Here is an 18,570-nt window from a genome sequence, read left to right as displayed (position 1 = left end):
ATGACGCCATCACTGCTGCACCAGATCCTTGACCACGCGAACCGCGCCGATCCGTACCCGCTCTACGAGGAGCTGCGGAAGACGCCGGTCCACCACGAGGAGGACGGGCCGTACGTCGTCAGCACCTACTACGAGATCCGCAGCCTGCTGCACGACCCGCGCATCAGCTCCGACGCCCGCAATCTCGCGTCGACCTCCCACGATCCTCTGGCCGAGTCGGCCCAGGAGGAGCAGAGCGCCCTGCCGCCCAGCTTCCTGCGGCTCGACCCGCCGGAACACGACCGGCTGCGGCGCATGACCAACCGGCCCTTCGGGCCGCCGCACTCCCCCCACCGCATCGACGGGATGCGTGCCGAGCTCCACGACATCGTCACCGGTCTCATCGACGGCATCGGCGACCCCGGCCGGATCGACCTGGTGGAGCAGTTCTCCTACCCGTTCCCGGTGACGGTGATCTGCCGGCTGCTCGGGGTGCCGCGCGAGGACGAGGCGCGCTTCCACACCTGGGCGGACACCATCGCCGCGAGCCTGGACCCCGACCCGGACGCCGATCCCACGCAGCGGGGCAGGGAGTCGCACGACGCCCGTATGCAACTGGGCATGTACCTGTCCGGACTGATCGAGGAGCGCCGCAAGAAGCCCGGCGACGACATGCTCTCCCAGCTGGCCACGGCCCAGGGCCCGGACGGCACGATGACCACGATGGAACTGCTCAGCACCGCGGCACTGCTGTTGATCGCGGGGCACGAGACCACCGTCAACCTGGTCACCAACGGCATGCTGACACTGCTGCGCAACCCCGGCGTCCTGGAGCGGCTGCGCGCGGACCCGCGGCTCGCCGTGCCCGTCGTCGAGGAGCTGCTGCGCTTCGAGCCGCCGGTGCAGCTGGTGCCGCAGCGCACCCCCCTCGCCGACGTCGAGGTGCGCGGCGTGACCATCCCCAAGGGCGCCTCCCTCTGGCTGGTGCTGGCCTCCGGTAACCGCGACCCGCAGCGCTTCGAGCACCCGGACCGCTTCGACCCCGATCGCGGGGACATCCAGCACCTCGGCCTGGGCAGCGGCATCCACAGCTGCTTCGGCGCGCCGCTCGCCCGGCTGGAGGCCCAGTTCGCCCTGGCGGAGCTGGCCCGAAGACTGGAGAACCCCCGCCTGCTGGAGGACCCGCCGCCGTACCGGCAGAACGCCGTCCTGCGCGGGCCCCGGCACCTGCCCATCGCCTGCGACGGCATCCGGCCCTGACGGGGAGACACCGCGTGCCGTGACGGCGGGAGGTGGACGGCGGGAGGTGGAAGGCGGGAGGCCGGCTCCGCGGGATCGTGTCCGGCCGTCGCCCAGGACGTACTGCCGGCATGCGAGCAGGCGCGTCGCGGCGTCGTGCCGGGAGCGCGGGACGGGGCCCCGGCACGTGCGGTGACCGGTACGGACGCGCACCCGGCCGGCCTGTCCGGACGGCGTGGGCCGCGGCGGCCGGGGCATTCCGACGCCGTACAGGGGGGCGGGGCGCCGTGCAGGGGGCGGGGCGCCGTACAGGGGGCGGGGCGCCGTACAGGGGGCGGGGCGCCGTGCAGGGGCGGGTACCCGCGTGGGTCGGACGGGGTGCCGGGACCCGGCCGGGAGGGGCGCTACGCCCCGCGGAGAGGCGGGACGACGCGCCTGGACGGCGCGGCCGGGCGGTGTTGCCGCCGTGCGCCGTCGTGAGCGAGGTCCTGCCGGTCGAATCCCGGGACACACCGCGTCTTGGTCGCTACGGTCATCACCTCAGGTCATGGCCTCACCGGACAGGTGACGAGCCTCACCGGACAGTGACAAGGAGACGCGATGCTGGAAGCAGCGGCGGCGGCGCTCGCCCTGGCCGGCGGTACCGCCGTGGTGGGGGCCATGGCGACCGACGCCTGGCAGGCCACGCGCGACCGGGTGATCGCCCTGTTCCACCGCGATCCGGACGAGCAGCGGGCCGTCGCCGCGCAGCTCGACGGCAACAACGCCCTCGTGGCGGGGGCGGAGGACGACGAGCGGGTCCGTGCGGCCCTGCTCCCGGTGTGGCGCCTGCAGTGGGAGGCGCTGCTGGCCCACCAGGCCGATGCCCAGCGGGCCCTGGGCGAACTGGTCGCCGAAGCGCGGGCAGCGGGGACCGGCGCGTCCCCGCGGTGGACGCAGACCAACACCGCGCACGACAACGGCCGGGTCTACGCCTCGCTGGGCGGCGACGTCCATGTGCACCCCACCGGCCCCGAACACGCCCCGGCCCCCCTGCCGGTGCCCGCCCCCGACGACCGGGAGCCGGCATCCGAGCCGCACCCCGGCCCCGGCCCGCACCCCGGCCGCGGCCCGCACCCCGGCCGCGGGGCCGACCCTGGTCCCATGCCGGCCCCGGCCCCGGCCCCGGCCCCCATGCCGACCCCAGCCCTGGTCCCCATGCCAGCCCCAGCCCCAGCCCCGGTCCCGATGCCGGCTCCGGCCCCGGCGAACGTCGGTGACGGAGCCGGGCGACGGAACAGCCGCGTCGTCACCGGCCGGCGAGCCCCGGCAGCGGATCTTCGGGAGCGGCTTCGCGTACGCCGCGCTCGGCGCCGACGTCCACGTCTTCCAGGACCGCGGCCCGGTCTACGCGCTGACCGCGTACACCGCGCCGGTCGAGGAGGACGTCCGACGGCTGCGCGACCAGCCGAGTCGTCTGCTGGACGCCCGGTTCCACACCGTGCCCTTCACCGGCCGGGACCGCGAACTGGCCGGACTGGCCCGGTGGCGCGACCGGCCCGACGCCTCGGCGGCCGTCCGGTGGCTGCACGCGCCCGGCGGTCAGGGCAAGACGCGGCTGGCGGACGAGTTCTCGCGGCGCAGCGCGCAGGCGGGCTGGACCGTCGTCCACGCGGTCGGCCACGACGCGGTGCACCGCTCCTCCGGCCGGCACCGGGACCTGCGGGTGCCGGAGGACGCCCCCGGTGTGCTGGTGATCGTCGACTACGCGGACCGCTGGCCGCTCTCCCACCTCACCTGGCTGTTCAGCAACGCGCTGCTCCGACAGCCGGTGCTCACACGGGTGCTGCTGCTGGCGAGGACCACCGACGGCTGGCCCCCGCTGCGCGCCGCGCTCAGCCGGACGCGGGCCGCCACCGACGAGCGGCGCCTGGAGCCGCTGCCGTCCGGACCGGGGTCACGGCGCCGGATGTTCACCGTCGCCCGCGATGCCTTCGCCACCGCCTACGGCGTCACCGACCCGGCCCGTCTCACCCCGCCCGGCAGCCTGGACCACCCCGACTTCGGCCTGACCCTGGCCGTCCACATGGCCGCCCTGGTCGCCGTCGACACCGCCGTGCACGGTGGCCGGCCGCCCGGCGACATGGTGGGCCTCTCCGCCCATCTGCTGGACCGTGAGTCCCGGCGGTCGCCGCCGAAAGAGGTGGGGCGACCGGGGTAGCCGCGACGGTCGCCGCCGAAGGAGGTGGGGCGACCGGGGTGTCGAAGCATCGAGGACCGTCTCGGCCGGGCGGCGGAACGGCACGCGCCGCCCGCCCGAGCCCCGGCGGCCGGCCGCACGGCCCGCGCACCCGGCCCACCGGCATCCCCCTCAGGGGCCCAGGCACGCGGGGACGGCGGTCGGCCGGCCCCCGCCCCCGCCCCCGATCACTCGTATACGGTCGCCCGGCGCACGAGCCCACGACGGTCCCCGTGCCGCCGACGGCCCCGGAGCCGCACAGGCACCGGGGCCGTCGCGCTCACAGGCCGTGGCCGTCGGGGGTGATGGTGCGGGCGATGCGGTCGGCGTGCAGGCGTACCGCCCCCGCCAGGTCCAGGGCCCCCTTGGCGATGACCCACTGCAACTGCAGTCCGTCGCTGACCGCGATGCATTCGCGGGCGACGGCGGTGCAGTCGGTGTCCGCCCGCAGGGTGCCGCGCTCCACGCCGAGCCGGAGGTGGTGGGCGAGTTCCTCGACGGCGCGCTGGTAGCGCTCCGCGAAGAGGGTGTGGGCGGCGCTGGTCGGGTCGGCGGCCTCGGCCGAGGTCAGCACGAACAGTTCGATGAGCCCCGGCTCAGCGACATGGCGTTCGGTGGCCCCCACCATGGCGCGCAGCACGTCGGGGCCGGTCGTCTCGCCGGGCAGGCGCGCCCACCATTCCGCCGCCGTGGTGAAGCGGTGCTCCATCACGGCCAGGAGCAAATGCTTCTTGCTGCGGAAGTGATGCAGCAGGCCGCCTTCGGTGATACCGACGTCCTCGGCGATGCGGGACAGCGCGGTGCGATGGTAGCCCTCCTGGGCGAACCGCTCCGCGGCCGCCTCCACGATCCTCTGACGCCGGGCGATACCGACCGAGTAGCTGCCGCGCGGGGCTCGGGTTCTGCTGCTCATGGACCTCACCGTAGCCAGCCGTGGAGCCTTCGGAAGGGCCGGGGGGGCACACCTCCGCGAAGTGCGTGTGACATGGATCACCGGCCAAAAACCTAGTGCACTCGGTTTTTGCTTCGCATCATCATCCGGACACCTCGGCGTAACGAAGCGCCGACCTCCCCCCGGAGCGATCATGAACACTTCGCCCGACTCGGCGCAGCCACCGACGTCCGTCCTCCCGGCCGCCGAGACCGGCTCGGCCGAGACCGGCGCGGCCGGTACCGCCCCCGTCGGCACCCCGCCGTCCGGCAGCGGCACCAGCACCGCCACCAGCACCGCCACCGCGCCGTCCGGTACCGACACCGCACGGTGGAGCGCACCCGAACTGCGCCGGCTCGCCGCGCTGATCTGGCCCGGTCAGCTCCTGGTGGTGGCGGGGATCGTCGCCGCCAACGCCCAGCCGCAGATCGCCCAGCACTTCCACACCACGCAGATCGCCTGGTTCAGCCTGGCGTTCACGCTGGCCACCATCGCCGTGACCCCGTTCGCCGTGCGCCTCGGCGAGACGTACGGCAAGCGGCGCGTCATGCTCGCGCTGGCGGCGGCCGGACTCGTGGGCGACGTGATCACCGTCGTCGCCCCGACCTACCCGGTGATGGTCGCCGGCCGCGTCATCGGCGGCATGTACGGCCCGGTCGCCGTTCTGGTGCTGGCCGCGGTCCGTGACCTCTTCCCGCCGCGCAAGGTGGCCGTCGCCCTGGGCACCGTGGCCGGATCGGTCGGCGTGCTCAGCCTGCTGACGCCCCTGCTGTCCGGCTGGCTTCTGGACGCCCTCGGCTGGCGCGGCGCCCTGTGGTTCCTGGTCGGCTCGACCGTGGCCGCCATGCTGCTGCTGCTGTCCGTGCCGGAGACCCCGCGCCGGGCCGCCGCCGGGAAGCTCGACTGGCCGGGCGCCGTGCTGCTCGGCGGTGGTCTGGCCCTCGTGGTCTTCGCCCTCGGGCAGGGCGGGGACTGGGGATGGTCCTCCACCGGGTTCCTCCTGGCACTGGCCGCCGGGGCGGTCGCGCTCGCCGCCTTCGCCGTCTGGGAACTGAAGGTGACCACGCCGATCCTGGACCTGCGCATGCTCCGGCGCCGTCCGGTGGCCACCGTCCTCATCGGCTCCTCCGTGCCGCAGGCCGCCTTCTTCGCCTCGCAGTCCATCCTGATCTTCCTCGCCCTGTTCCCGGCGATCCCCCACGTCTCCGACGGACTGGGCTGGACCACGACCCACAACGCCGTCGTCGGCATCCCCGCCGGACTGATCACCTTCGCCGCGGGCGTCGGCGTCGGCCACGCGGTCCGCAAGGTCAGCCCCCGCACGGTCTGGTACCTCGGACTCGCCCTGCTCGCCGGCGGCATGGTGCTGGCCGCCCTCTACCACCGCGACGCCCCGCAGATCGTGCTCACCGGAGTGGTGATGGGGCTGGGCGGCGGCATCCTGATGTCCGGCCAGCAGGCCATGATCGTCTCCGTGGTCTCCCCCGAGGAGCAGGCGGCGGCGAACGGCATGTCCTCGCTGCTGACCCAGGTCTTCCTGACCCTCGCCAGCCAGATGCTGTACACGGTGCTCGCGGCCGACGCCACCGTGGTGCAGGGCACCGCCTTCTACCAGGACCAGGCGTACACCAACGCCTACCTCGCCATGGCCGCCGTCGTCGGGCTCGGCCTGCTGGTCTCCCTCGCCATCCCCCGGCTGCGGCGCCCCACCGGAGAGGCCGTCTCCGAAGCAGCCGCCCCGGCCACCGCCTGACCCCCACACCGGACCGGAAGGAACGACCGTGCCCTCGCCCCGTCCCACTCGCCTGCGGGTGGAACACCTCAGCCGCCCCCTCGGTACGCACGTGCGCAGGCCCCGCCTGTCTTGGCGGCTGCCGCAAGGCGCCACCCGCCAGCTCGCCTACCGCGTCCGGGCGGGCGACTGGGACTCGGGGCGGATCGCCTCCCCCGACACCGCCTCCGTCCGCTACGGCGGTCCGGCGCCGGCCTCCGCCACCCGCACCGACTGGCGGGTGAAGGTGTGGACCGACCTGGGCGAGAGCGACTGGTCGGAACCGTCCTGGTGGGAGACCGGTCTGCTGGAACCGGATGACTGGCGGGCGCGCTGGATCGAGCCCGTGGAGACGGCGCCCGCCCCGGCCGGCCACCGCCCGGCCCACCTCCTCCGCCACGACTTCGCGCTCCCCGGCGCGGTGCGCTCGGCCCGCCTGTACGCCACCGCCCACGGCGTCTACGAGCTGTTCCTCAACGGCCACCGCGTCGGCGACGAGGAGCTCACCCCCGGCTTCACCGCCTACCGGTCCCGCCTCCAGGTGCAGACCTACGACGTGACCGACCTGCTCACCGCCGGCGGCAACGCGCTCGGGGCCGTGCTGTCCGACGGCTGGTTCCGCGGCCGGCACGGCTTCCTCCGCGAGGCGGACGGCTTCGGCACCCGCACCGCCCTGCTCGCCCAGCTCGTGGTGACGCACACCGACGGCACCGCCACGACGCTCGGCACCGGCCCCGACTGGCGCACCGCCGAGAGCGCCGTCGTCGCCGACCTGATGGACGGCCAGAGCACCGACCTGCGCGCGCACGACCCGCGCTGGACCGAACCCGGCTTCGACGACGGCCTGTGGGACAAGGCGCAGAGCGCCGACGGCGGGCTGTACGCCGACTTCACCCGACTGACCGGCCCCACCGCGCCGCCGGTGCGCCGGGTCGAGGAGATCCGGCCGGTCTCGGTGACCGAGCTGCGCCCCGGGCACCATGTGGTGGACCTGGGCCAGAACATCAACGGCTGGGTCCGGCTGACCGGCCTCGGTCCGGCCGGCACCGCCCTCACCCTGACGCACGGCGAGGCCCTCGACGAACACGGCGACGTCACCACCCACAACATTCGCGCCTTCGACTTCGCCACCCACCGCCCCCTCCCGGCCGGACAGGTCGACACCGTCGTCTCCGCCGGCCGCCCGGGTGAGGTGTTCGAGCCCCGCCACACCACCCACGGCTTCCGCTACGTCCGCGTGGAGGGCCACCCCGGCCCGCTGACCGCCGACGACGTCACCGGCGTCGTCGTCCACAGCGACCTGACCCGCACCGGCTGGTTCTCCAGCAGCGACGCACGCGTCGACCGGCTGCACGAGGCGGCCCTGTGGAGCCTGCGCGGCAACGTCTGCGACGTGCCCACGGACTGCCCGCAGCGCGAGCGCGCCGCCTGGACCGGCGACTGGCAGGTGTTCGTGCCGACCGCCGCCTTCCTGTACGACGTCGCCGGATTCACCGCGAAGTGGCTGCTCGACCTGGCCGCCGACCAGTGGGCCGACGGCCGGGTGCCCAACTACGTGCCCGACCCCGCCGACGAGGCCGCCCGCCGCGCCTCCTTCGAGGGGGGTACCACCGGCTCGGCCGGCTGGGGCGACGCCGCCGTCATCGTCCCGTGGGAGATGTACCGCGCCTACGGCGACCTGGACGTGCTGCGCGAGCAGTACCCGTCCATGCGCGCCTGGGTCGACTACGCCGCCGGGCAGGCCGCGACCCGCCGCCACCCCGACCGGGCCACCTCGCGCCCGCGGCCGGCGCCGCACGAGGAGTTCCTGTGGGACACCGGCTTCCACTTCGGTGAGTGGCTCGAACCCGGCGTCGCCCCGGACCTGGACCCCTCACGCGACCGCGGCGACGTGGCCACCGCCTACCTGCACCGCTCCGCCGGTCTGCTCGCCCGCACCGCCGCCCTGCTCGGCCACCGGGAGGACGAGGCCCGCTACCGGCGCCTCGCCGAGGGCGCCCGCGCCGCCTGGCAGGGCGAGTACGTCACCGCCGACGGCACCGTCACCCCCGACACCCAGGCCACCCTCGTGCGCGCCCTCGCCTTCGGCCTGCTCCCCGAGGACCTGCGCGCCTCCGCGGCGGACCGGCTCGCCGCGCTGGTCCGCGCCGCCGGCACCCACCTGACGACCGGCTTCCTCAGCACCGGACTCCTGTTGCCGGCGCTCGCCGACCACGGCCATCTCGGCCTCGCCTACGAGCTGCTCCTCCAGGACTCCTCGCCCTCCTGGCTCGCCATGATCGACAAGGGGGCGACCACCATCTGGGAGGACTGGCAGGGCACCGACGAGCAGGGGCGCCCCAAGATGTCGTACAACCACTACAGCAAGGGGGCGGTGATCTCCTTCCTGCACCAGTACGTCGCCGGCATCCGCCTGCCGGACGCCCCCGACGCGGACGCCGCCGGATACCGCCGGTTCGTCATCGCCCCGCGGCCGGGGGGCGGGCTCACCTCGGCGGCGGCCCGCCACGACTGCCCGCACGGCACGGTCCGGTCCGAGTGGCAGCGCCACGGCGACCGCTTCACGCTCACCGTGCAGGTCCCCCCGGGCACGGAGGCCGAGGTCCACGTGCCCGGCTCCGGGCAGGTCACCGCCGGTCCGGGCCTGCATACCTTCACCGGCGCCCTCGCGGCGGACGCCGGGTAGGCCGCCCGCGCGCGGCGGGCCCGTCCCGCGTCACGGGCCCGCCGCGCGCCACACGTACGACGGCTGATCCCCGGACCGGGTGCCCGGTCCGGGGATCAGCCGTCGTCGAGGTCGCCGGGCGTGGCGCACCGCCGCCCGCCGTCAGCCGGTCACCGGTGGTGCGGCGAGGTCAGGTAGTGCTGGCGCAGCAGCTCCCTGCCGTAGTCGTTGCCGTTCGGGGTGCGGATGACGGAGTGGACGTGCTTCTGGGTCGCTCCGTCGCCCTGCTGCGCGCCGTAGGCGCCGGCCAGCGGGCCCGGGGCCTGGCAGTCGACCTCCACCCAGACCACGGGGCTGTGCACGCGGACGTAGAAGGCGTCGTCGTCGCCGGTGCCCCCGGCCCAGGTGACGTAGGTGTCGTCGAGGTGCTTGCGGACCTCGGCCATCCGCACCTTGGCCGCGTCGGCCTTGGCGCGTCCGACGAAGGCCTCGACGATGCCGAGGAGCTTGGTCTTCTGGGCGGCGTCGAGGGCGTTGCCGCGCAGACCCGTGTACTCCTGCACCGCGTTGTCGGAGAAGGCGCCCGCCTTCATCGACTCGTTCGACTTGGTCGAGGACTCGATGGCGACCGCCTGCTGCGCCGTGGTGAGGGAGTTGATGAAGGCGAGGCCGGCGACGACCTCCTCGTGGCACACGGTGACGGTCTCGCCGTCGATCTCCATCGAGGTCGGCTCGGAGCCCCAGAAGCAGGGGCTCATGACGACCTGGTCGCCGAGGACGAAGTAGTTCACGACCAGGTGGTGGCCGTCGAACTGGAAGCCCCAGGGCTCGCTGTCCGACGGGGTGCCCATCACGGTCCAGTAGTAGGCGTCCTCGTTGAAGGAGTTCGTGTTGCCGATCGCCTCGCCGGCCGCCTGGTTGATCTTGCGGATCTTCTCCGTGGTCTCCAGGCCGTCGGCGCTCAGCGCGGCCTTGAGGAGAGCCGTGCCCAGGGCCTTCTGGGTGTCGGTCAGGTCGGCGAGGGAGACGCCCTGGCGTTCGTAGGAGTCGACGTTGCTCCACATCCGCCACTCGGTGGAGTGGACGGTGAACTGGGTGGAGGTCTTCTGGTCGTCGGTGAGACCGGCCAGGAACGCGTTCGCGGCGGTGATGACGGGGGCGGTGTCGACGCCGGTGGAGTGGATCGTGAACAGGTCGTCGATCCGCTTGCCGTCGGTCGTCAGGCCGAAGAAGTCCTCGGTGATCGTCATGTTGCCGGGGCCGCCCGCACCGCCGCCCGGGCCGCCGCTGGGGGCACCGCTCGGGACCGCGCTCGCGGTGGCGTCGGTGGTGTCGTCGGCGAGCGCCGCCCACGCTCCCGCGCCGCCCATCGTCGCGACCGCGGTGGCGCCGGACGCGAAGAAGACCTTGCGCATGAAGTTGCGGCGGCTCGCGTGGGCGTGCCGGCCGGCCTCCGTCCCGGTCTCCCGTGCCGCGGCGTCCCCGGTGTCGAGCTCGGTCATCGTCGCCGGCTCCCTTCGTCCATGGGCCCACCCGGTGTGGGCTCCCTGGCGGATCACCCTGCTGCACCGAACTGAGTCCCCGCTGAACCACGTGCGGCGCGGGGGCGGGAAACGGCGTACGACGATCCTGCACGGCCCAACTGACCTGGGACTATGTGGAGGTGCTGAGGATTTGCGGCCGTGCGCCGGCACAAGGGACGGAGGCGGGCGCGGGGGGCGGAGGCGCACGTAGGGGGGCGGAGGCGCACGTAGGCGGAAGCAGGGGACTCTGCGCGGGCGCGAGGGCCGTGCGCGGCACGAGGACGCCGCGGACCCGGAGGTGACCGTGCGCGGCACGGGGGCCGTCGGGGACGCGGAGGTGACCGTGCGCGGCACGAGGACCGTCGGGGACGCGGAGGTGACCGTGCGCGGCACGAGGACCGTCGGGGACGCGGAGGTGACCGTGCGCGGCACGAGGACGCCGCGGACCCACGGGCGACCGTACGCGGCCGCGGGCGCGGTCCGCCGGCTCAACGGGCCGTCCGCCGGCTCAGCGGGCCGTGCGCGGGCTCAAGGGGCCGTGGCCGGTGTCGCGGGTGCCGGGGAGGCCGGCGGGACGTGGGGCGGCGCGGTCGCGCGGGGCAGCGTGACGGCGAACTCCGTCCGCCCCGGCTCGCTCTCCACGTCGATGCGCCCCGCGTGCGCCTGCGCGATCGCCGCGGCGATGGCCAGGCCCAGTCCGCTCCCGCCTCCCTGGCCGGTGACGCGGGAGCGGGAGGCGTCCGCGCGGGTGAAGCGTTCGAAGACCGACGGAAGGAGGGCGGGCGGGATGCCGGGGCCGTCGTCGCGCACCCGGATCACGCAGTGCGTGTCCGTCGCCTCGACGGCGACGGTGACGGTCGTGCCGGGCGGGGTGTGCGCGCGGGCGTTGGCCAGCAGGTTGGCCACGACCTGGTGGAGCCTGGCCGCGTCGCCGGTCACGGTGGCCGGTTCGTCGAGGCGCAGCGCCAGTTCCCAGAGGTGGCCGCCACCGGCGGCCTGTGCGTCCCACACGGCCTCGGCGACCAGGGTCGTGAGGTTCACCTCGGCCTTTTCCAGGGGCCGTCCCTCGTCGAGCCGGGCGAGCAGCAGCAGGTCCTCGACGAGGCCGGTCATCCGCGTCGACTGGGCGGAGATCCGGCGCCACACCACGTGCGGTTCGACCTGCGCGGCGCCGCGGCCCATCAGCTCGGCGTACCCGGCGATGGAGGCGAGGGGGGTGCGCAGTTCGTGGCTGGCGTCGGCGAGGAAGCGGCGCATGCGGTCCTCGCTGCGCTGGCGCTCGGACAGGGAGGACTCGACGCGGTCGATGAGGTGGTTGAGCGCGGCGCCCACGCGTCCGGCCTCGGTCCGGCTGTCGGTGTCCGCGGCGGCGACGCGGGTGAGCTGGGTGATCTCGCCGCGGCTGAGCGGGGCGCGGGCGACCTCGACGGCGGTGGCGGCGACCCGGCCGAGCGGGCGCAGCTGGCGGCGTATGCCGACCGCGCAGACGCAGGCCGCGCCGGCCAGTCCCACGGAGGCGATCACCGCCTCGGTGACGACTAGGGAGCTCAGCGTCTCCTGGACGCCGTCCATGGGGAGTCCGGCCACGACGGCGGCCCCGCCGTCGCCCTGGACCGCGGTCACCCGGTAGACGCCGAGGCCGGGGAGCGTGCGGGTGCGCGGCGAACCGCCGACGGCGAGGCCGGCCAGGGCGTCGCGCTGGGCGGCGGTCAGGGCCCTGTGCCGGCCGTCCGGGGTCACCACCTCGGCGGCGGTGATCTCGCCGTCGGCCATCCGGGCCCCGACGGTGCCGGTCCGGTGGCCGTGCTCGTTGAGGAAACCGAGATCCGTGGCGTCCGGCGCCCCGTACTGGACGTAGCCCTGCATACGCGCCACCGCCTCGCGGACGCGTGCGTCCATGTCCGCGACGAGCTGGTGACGTTGGACCAGGACCGTGGCCACCGCCATGGCGGTGCACACGACCACCAGGGTCGAGGTGGTGAAGAGCACCAGGCGGGCGCGCAGGGACAGCCCGCGCAGGCCGGCGGCGACGGGCAGGCCACGCGTCCGGCGCGGTCTCATGCGCCGTCCCCCGCCGCCCTGATGACGTAGCCGGCGCCGCGCACGGTGTGGATCATCGGGGCCCGCCCCTTGTCGATCTTCCCGCGCAGACCGTAGACGTAGACCTCGACGAGGTTGCCCTCCTTGTCGAAGGAGCTGTTCCAGACGTGGTCGAGGATCTGGGCCTTGCTGAGGACCTGGCGCGGGTGGCTCATCAGGAAGCGGAGCAGGTCGAACTCCTTGGCGGTCAGCGAGACGGGTGTCCCGCCGCGCTGCACCTGGCGGGTCTTCTCGGCGAGCACGAGATCGCCGAGCACCCGCACCGGTTCGTCCGCCGCCGTCTCCTCCACGCCGGAGCGGCGCAGCAGTCCGCGCAGCCGCAGCATGACCTCCTCCAGGGAGAAGGGTTTGGTCACGTAGTCGTCGGCGCCCGCGGACAGCGCGTCGATACGGTGTTCCAGGGCGTCGCGGGCGGTGAGCATGAGGACGGGCAGCCGTGCGTTCTCGTACCGCAGGCGTCGCAGCACCTGCACGCCGTCGAGGTCGGGCAGCATCCAGTCGAGGACGACGGCGTGCGGGGCGCAGCCGCGCGCGAGGGTAAGTGCGCTGTGTCCGTCCTCCGCGCGGAAGGGCCGCCAGCCCGCTTCGGTGACCGCCCAGGAGAGCAACTCGGTGAGTTCGGGCTCGTCGTCGACGATGAGGACACGGACCGCGTCCTCGCGGGCCCCGCAGACAGCAGACATGAGCCGATCATGGCGGGACCCGCTGGGAGACGCCTGTGCGCGGCCCGGGTCCGGGCCATGAGCGCGGGGCGCGGGTGCGGCGCGCGGCGGCGTCGGGCCGGTCAGACGTCGGCAGCGTAGTCCAGGCCGTGCCCGAAGGGGTAGAGGGGGTCGGCGCCGTCCCGGGGCGCGTCCGGGCGTCCGGCCTCGACCTCTGCCATCGAGCGGGGCAGGGTGGACACCGCCGAGGAAGTCGTCCGGGGCAGCAGGTCGGCCACGCGCCGTGCGACGTCGTGCCGGGGGTCCTGGTGGGGGAGGGTCACCGCTGCTCCCGGGAGGTGTGCGCCGAGGGGGAGGAGGTGGGGCGGGCCGGTCGCTCCGGCGCGGCCGGCAGGGGGCAGTGGAAGGCGTGCCGGCCGGGCCCGGCCTCGACGGGTTCCGCGCCGGGCAGGTCGACCAGGGCGGTGACGGCCGGCGGTACGAGTACGTCCACCAGCAGCCGCCCTCCCTCGACGCGCCAGCTGGTCTCGGCCCGCCCGTACGGCGTGTCGTGCTCGGCGCGGGCCCAGGTGAGGCCGCCGCCGGGGCGGGGCCGCACCAGGAGGCGGCGGTAGCCCGGCCCGGCGGGGGCCAGGCCGGCGACGGTGCGGTGCATCCAGTCGGCGACCGCGCCGAGCGCGTAGTGGTTGAAGGAGGTCATCTCGCCGGGGTTGACGTCGCCGTCGGGGAGCATGCTGTCCCAGCGTTCCCAGACGGTGGTGGCGCCCATGTCGACCTGGTACAGCCACGACGGGCACTCCCGCTGCGTCAGCAGCCGGTAGGCGGTGTCGACGTGTCCGGTGTCGGTCAGCGCGTCGCACACCAGGGGTGTGCCGAGGAATCCGGTGCCGACGCGGTGGCCGCGGCCGGCCACCAGGGCGGCGAGGCGGTGTCCGGCCTCGGCGCGCTCGGCGTCATCCTGTAGGAGGCGGAAGCAGAGCGCGAGGGCGTAGGCGGTCTGCGTCTCCTCCGTCAGGCGTCCGCCGCCGGCGTGGAAGCGGTCGCGGAAGGCGTCGCGGACCGCGTCGGCCAGGGCGTCGTAGTGCGCGGAGCTGTCCTTGTCGTCCAGCACCTCGGCGGTACGGGCCAGCAGCCGCGCGGAGTGGGCGAAGTACGCCGTGGCGACCAGGGCGGACGACGTCATGGCCCGGCCGGGGTCGTCGGCGGGCGCGGTCGGGTCCAGCCAGTCGCCGAACTGGAAGCCCTCGCCCCAGACGTGGCCGGGGCCGGCGATGCGGTCGACGGCGTCGACCCAGGCCCGCATGGAGGGGTACTGGGTGCGCAGCACCTCGGTGTCGGCGTAGCGCTCGTACAGCACCCAGGGGACGATGACGGCCGCGTCGCACCAGCCGGCCATCGGCGGGTTGCCGGGCGGGATCGGCACGGGGGTGATCACCGGGATGTCGGGGCTGAACACCGGGGGGACGCGCCGTTCGTCGGTGCCCTGGTCGGCGGCCAGGTCGCGCAGCCAGGAGCGCAGGAAGTCGCGGACGTCGTAGAGGAAGGACGCGGTGGGGGCGAAGACCTGGACGTCGCCGGTCCAGCCGAGCCGCTCGTCGCGCTGCGGGCAGTCGGTGGGGACGTCGACGAAGTTGCCGCGCATGCCCCACACGACGTTCTCGTGCAGCCGGTTCAGGGAGGCGTCGGAGCAGGAGAACGTGCCCGTGCGGCGCAGGTCGCTGTGGAGGACGACGGCGGTGACGTCGGCGGGGTCGAGGTCGCCGGGCCAGCCCTCGACGTCGGCGTAGCGGAAGCCGTGGAAGGTGAAGCGGGGCTCCCACTCCTCGCCGTCCGGGGCGCCGCTCAGGGTGTAGCGGTCGGTGGCGGTGGCGTGCCGCAGCGGACGGACGCACAGGTCGCCGTCCTGGAGCACCTCGGCGTGCCGGAGGGTGATCGTGCGGCCGGCCTCGCCGCGGACGCGGATGCGGAGCCGGCCGACGAGGTTCTGGCCGAAATCGAGGATCGTGCGGCCGGTCGGTGAGGTGGTGACGGCGACGGGGGTGACGTACTCGGTGCGGCGCACCGGCGGGCTGTCGGCCGGGAAGAGCACGGAGGTGTCGAAATCGAGGATGTCGACGGGCTCCCAGGCCGGGTCGTCGAAGCCGGGCTCGGAGAATCCCGTCCGCTCGTGGCGGGCGTCGTGCTCCTCGCCCTCGTACAGTCCGGCGGCGAGGACGGGGCCGGGGGCCCAGCTCCAGTCCTCCCCGGTGGTGACGGTCTCGCAGGTGCCGTCGGCGTACTCGATGCGCAGTTCGGCCAGGAGGCCGGTGCGGTCGCCGTAGATGTCCCGGGTGCCGCCGTTGAAGCCGAGCAGGCCCCGGTACCAGCCGTCGGCCAGATGGGCGCCCCAGGCGTTGCGGCCGTCGCGGAGCAGGGCGGTGACGTCGAAGGACTGGTAGCGGTGGCGGTGGCGGTAGCTCGTCCAGCCGGGGGCGAGGACGTGGTCGCCGACGACGGCTCCGTTGATCTGCATCTCGTACACGCCGAGAGCCGTGACCAGGAGCCGTGCCGACCGTACGGCCGCGCGCGCGGTGAACTCCCCGCGCAGCAGGGCGGCCGGGCGGGCCGCCGTGGCGGAGGGGGTGCCGGTCGGGCGGGGGCTGACGACCCGGGCGGTCCAGTGGTGGTGCATGACGGCCTTTCTCGGCGCCTGGATGAGCAGCCTCGATCATGCGACCAATACCTAGTGAAAACTAGGCGTTCACGGGTGTGAGGTGCGTCACTCCACTTGCCCTGTACGTCATGCTCATGCCACATACGTCCGCGCACCCGCCCCCGCGACGGCTCGCGGCACCCGAAGCCCCCGCCCTACAACCCCCGCCCGTCGGAGGAGATGGAGCACATGAGGCGGTCGAGATGGTCACGCATGATGGCGATGACGTCGAAGGAACGCCCGCCGGCCAGCCACTGCTGCTGGAGGCCCGCATCCAGGGCCGCACACTCGCGGGCGATGCCCTCGTGGTCCAGGTCGGCCCGCAGTTCGCCGCTGCGGCTGCCGGCCCGCAGCCGGTCGGCGAGTTCCCTGACCCCCTTCTCCTGCCAGCCCGTGAAGTGCTCGTGGGCCGGATGGTCGGGCGCGGTGGACTCGGCACCGATCACGACGGCCAGTTCGACCATGCCGGGCATGGCGAGCGTCTCGGCGGTGTCCTCCAGGTGGCAGCGGAAGGCGTCCCGGACGGAGTCCGAGACCCGCTCCCACCGCACGTCCGCCCGCTCGTGCCAGTACTCGACGACCGCGAGCAGGAGCTGCTGCTTGTCGCGGAAGTGGTGCAGCAGCCCGGCGTCGGTGATCTCGGCGTCCCGGGCGACGCGCGCGAGGGAGGTCTTGCGGTAGCCGTCCTGCCCGAAGCGCAGCAACGCCGCCTCCAGGATCTGCGTGCGCCGCGCCCGGCCCGTCGTGTAGCCGCCGCGCGGCCCCCTGGGTGTCGCCATGGGAGAACGGTACCGGCGGCGGGAACGGCGGCGGCCGGCGCCCGGCCACCTGTCGCTCCCCTATGTGACGTGGGTCATAAGCTGGATACCTAGCGAGCACTAGGTGTTCAGGTCATCATCGACGTCACGCGAACGACGTATTGCCACGCTGTCACCTCCCCGTAAGAGCCGTGTAAACAGCAGGCCACTCTTCCGCGTCACCCCCCACCGCGCCTCCCACTCCTTCGGCACCTCCGTGAAAGGAGGGCTGGCATGACGCCGACGTCATCAAGCCCGCAACTCGACCTCGCGCCCGGCGCACGGGCGGACGGGCGGTGGACCCCCCGCCTCGTCCTGCTGCTGATCGCACTCGCCTGGCCGACCCAGTTGCTGGCCGCGGGCGGGATCCTCGGCGCCAACGCCATGGCGGGGGTCGCCCAGACCTTCCACACCACCCAGGTGGCGTGGTTCGGACTGACGCTGACCCTGGTGTCCACGCTGCTCACGCCTTTCGTGATCAAGCTGGGAGACCTGTACGGCAAGCGGCGCGTCATGCTCGCCATGACGGCGCTGGGCGCTCTCGGCGAGGCCCTCGCCGCCCTGGCCGGAAGCTTCTGGCTGGTGCTGGCGGGCCGGGCGATCGCCGGTTTCTACGGCCCCTTCGGCGCCCTGTCGTTCGCCGCGGTGCGGGACGTCTTCCCGCCCCGGCTGGTCAAGTCGGCCAGCGGCATCATGGGGAGCAGCGTCGGCCTGGTGGCCCTCGTCTCGCCGTTCCTGGCGGGCTGGCTGGTCGACACCTGGGGGTACCGCGGCGCTCTGTGGTTCCTCGCCGCCGCCACCGCGGCCGCCTTCGCGCTGGTCGCGCTGCTGGTCCCGGAGACGCCGCGGCACGCCTTCGACTCGGGCTTCGACTGGCTGGGCGGCGTGGTCCTCGGCGGCGGCCTGACCGCGGTGGTCTACGCCACCGGTCAGGGACAGAGCTGGGGCTGGTCGGACGCGCGGACCCTGGGCTGGCTCGGCGCGGGCGTCGTGGCCCTGGTCGTCTTCCTGTTCGTCGAGCGGTCCAGCGCCCACCCCATCCTGGACCTGCGGGTCCTGCGCCGTCGCCCGGTGGCCCTGGCGCTCACCGCGGGCGGCCTCGCCCAGACGGTCGCCTTCACGATGCCCGGCCTCGCCATCCTGCTCGCCCTCTACCCGCACATCCCCGGTGTCTCCGCCGGCCTGGGCTGGACGGCCCAGCACAACGCCGTCGTCAGCGTGAGCTGGAACCTGGTGATGTTCGGCACCGGCCTGCTCGTCAGCCGCTACCTGCGCTTCTTCGACACCCGCAAGGTGTGGTGCGCCGGCCTGGTCGTGATGGCCGTCGGCTACACGCTCGTGGGCTTCTACCACGGCAACGAACTCGAACTCATCCTCACCTCCTGCGTCGCCAACCTCGGAGCCGGCGTGGTCGTCGCGGGTGCGCCCGCACTCGTGGTCGGCGTGGTCTCGCGTGACGAGCAGGGTCTGGGCAGCGGCATGCTCAACATGCTCATCAGCCTGTTCGGCGCCATCGTCACCGCCGGCGCGTACGCCGCCCTCGCCGCCGACAGCACCGTCGTCGACGGCACGGCCTTCTACCACGACACCGGGTACTCCTGGGTGTTCTGGCTCGGCGCCCTGGTCACCGTGGTGGCCCTGCTGCTCTCCCTGTTCATTCCGCCCCTGAAGGAGACGTCCGAGGACGACGACGGCCGGGCCGAGGCGGAGGCGACCCGGCCCGCCTGAACCGGACGGACCCCGGCCCCGGCCACCTGACAGCGGCGGGGCCGGGGCCGCCCGCCCGAGAACCCGGCCCCACCTCCCGCTCGACGCCCTCTCCCCCGCCCTCCTCCACGCACCGTCGCCGTGGAGGGGGGCGCTTGTGCGTCCGCGGGCCTGCCGGGGGCGGGCCTGCTGTGGGCGCGCGGGCCTCCTGTCCGCGGGTCTCCCGTCGGCGGGCCTCCTGTCCGTGGGCCTCCTGTGGGTGGGCCTCCGGTGGGTGGGCCTCCGG

At 74.2% G+C, this 18,570-nt stretch carries 13 protein-coding genes; 5 read left to right on the top strand and 8 right to left on the bottom strand.

The features are described 5' to 3' along the window. A complete protein-coding gene (locus ACIP67_RS02335) occupies positions 1-1,239 on the top strand; it encodes a cytochrome P450 (RefSeq protein ID WP_401686080.1) in 1,239 nt (412 codons plus the stop codon). A 519-nt stretch (positions 1,240-1,758) separates the two neighbouring features. Here ACIP67_RS02335 and ACIP67_RS02330 read toward each other — a convergent pair. After that, the gene (locus tag ACIP67_RS02330) at positions 1,759-2,214 is read right to left on the bottom strand and encodes a hypothetical protein (protein WP_401686077.1); all 456 of its coding nucleotides are present in this window, start codon (positions 2,212-2,214) and stop codon (positions 1,759-1,761) included. 259 nt (positions 2,215-2,473) lie between these two features. On the opposite strand from ACIP67_RS02330, the gene ACIP67_RS02325 reads away from it, so the two are divergent. Continuing rightward, positions 2,474-3,418, top strand: coding sequence for a hypothetical protein (locus ACIP67_RS02325; RefSeq protein ID WP_401686074.1), 945 nt, complete (start codon positions 2,474-2,476; stop codon positions 3,416-3,418). A 298-nt stretch (positions 3,419-3,716) separates the two neighbouring features. Here ACIP67_RS02325 and ACIP67_RS02320 read toward each other — a convergent pair whose 3' ends face one another. After that, entirely contained in the window at positions 3,717-4,349 is a 633-nt protein-coding gene (locus tag ACIP67_RS02320; protein ID WP_401686072.1) for a TetR/AcrR family transcriptional regulator, read from the bottom strand. A 172-nt stretch (positions 4,350-4,521) separates the two neighbouring features. Between ACIP67_RS02320 and ACIP67_RS02315 the strand changes: the two genes are divergently transcribed. Together ACIP67_RS02315 and ACIP67_RS02310 are read left to right on the top strand one after the other, a co-directional pair. Further along, positions 4,522-6,120 (top strand): MFS transporter, encoded by a 1,599-nt coding sequence (locus ACIP67_RS02315; RefSeq protein ID WP_401686069.1) that lies wholly within the window; start codon positions 4,522-4,524, stop codon positions 6,118-6,120. A 28-nt stretch (positions 6,121-6,148) separates the two neighbouring features. Beyond that, positions 6,149-8,824 (top strand): family 78 glycoside hydrolase catalytic domain, encoded by a 2,676-nt coding sequence (locus ACIP67_RS02310; RefSeq protein ID WP_401686067.1) that lies wholly within the window; start codon positions 6,149-6,151, stop codon positions 8,822-8,824. Between the two features lie 149 nt (positions 8,825-8,973). Here ACIP67_RS02310 and ACIP67_RS02305 read toward each other — a convergent pair whose 3' ends face one another. From ACIP67_RS02305 to ACIP67_RS02280, 6 genes are all read right to left on the bottom strand, one after another. Then, the gene (locus ACIP67_RS02305; protein WP_401686064.1) at positions 8,974-10,305 is read right to left on the bottom strand and encodes a DUF3500 domain-containing protein; all 1,332 of its coding nucleotides are present in this window, start codon (positions 10,303-10,305) and stop codon (positions 8,974-8,976) included. A 549-nt stretch (positions 10,306-10,854) separates the two neighbouring features. Beyond that, positions 10,855-12,387: a sensor histidine kinase gene (locus ACIP67_RS02300; RefSeq protein ID WP_401686061.1), complete on the bottom strand. Its 1,533-nt coding sequence runs from the start codon at positions 12,385-12,387 to the stop codon at positions 10,855-10,857. Further along, on the bottom strand, positions 12,384-13,109 hold the full coding sequence (locus ACIP67_RS02295) for a response regulator transcription factor (RefSeq protein WP_401686058.1): 726 nt from the start codon (positions 13,107-13,109) through the stop codon (positions 12,384-12,386). Before ACIP67_RS02295 ends, ACIP67_RS02300 begins: the two co-directional genes overlap by 4 nt. Positions 13,110-13,210: 101 nt before the next feature. Beyond that, positions 13,211-13,411, bottom strand: coding sequence for a hypothetical protein (locus tag ACIP67_RS02290; protein ID WP_401686055.1), 201 nt, complete (start codon positions 13,409-13,411; stop codon positions 13,211-13,213). Beyond that, on the bottom strand, positions 13,408-15,759 hold the full coding sequence (locus ACIP67_RS02285; RefSeq protein ID WP_401686052.1) for a family 78 glycoside hydrolase catalytic domain: 2,352 nt from the start codon (positions 15,757-15,759) through the stop codon (positions 13,408-13,410). The genes ACIP67_RS02290 and ACIP67_RS02285 overlap by 4 nt, the downstream gene beginning before the upstream one ends. A 176-nt stretch (positions 15,760-15,935) precedes the next feature. Then, on the bottom strand, positions 15,936-16,559 hold the full coding sequence (locus ACIP67_RS02280) for a TetR/AcrR family transcriptional regulator (RefSeq protein ID WP_401686049.1): 624 nt from the start codon (positions 16,557-16,559) through the stop codon (positions 15,936-15,938). A gap of 252 nt (positions 16,560-16,811) precedes the next feature. On the opposite strand from ACIP67_RS02280, the gene ACIP67_RS02275 reads away from it, so the two are divergent. Continuing rightward, positions 16,812-18,305: an MFS transporter gene (locus tag ACIP67_RS02275; protein ID WP_401686047.1), complete on the top strand. Its 1,494-nt coding sequence runs from the start codon at positions 16,812-16,814 to the stop codon at positions 18,303-18,305. The last annotated feature ends 265 nt before the right edge of the window (positions 18,306-18,570 follow it).

The organism is Streptomyces sp. NPDC088812, from assembly GCF_044750285.1.
GTDB lineage: Bacteria > Actinomycetota > Actinomycetes > Streptomycetales > Streptomycetaceae > Streptomyces.
This window is presented reverse-complemented; position numbering and strand designations above follow the sequence as displayed.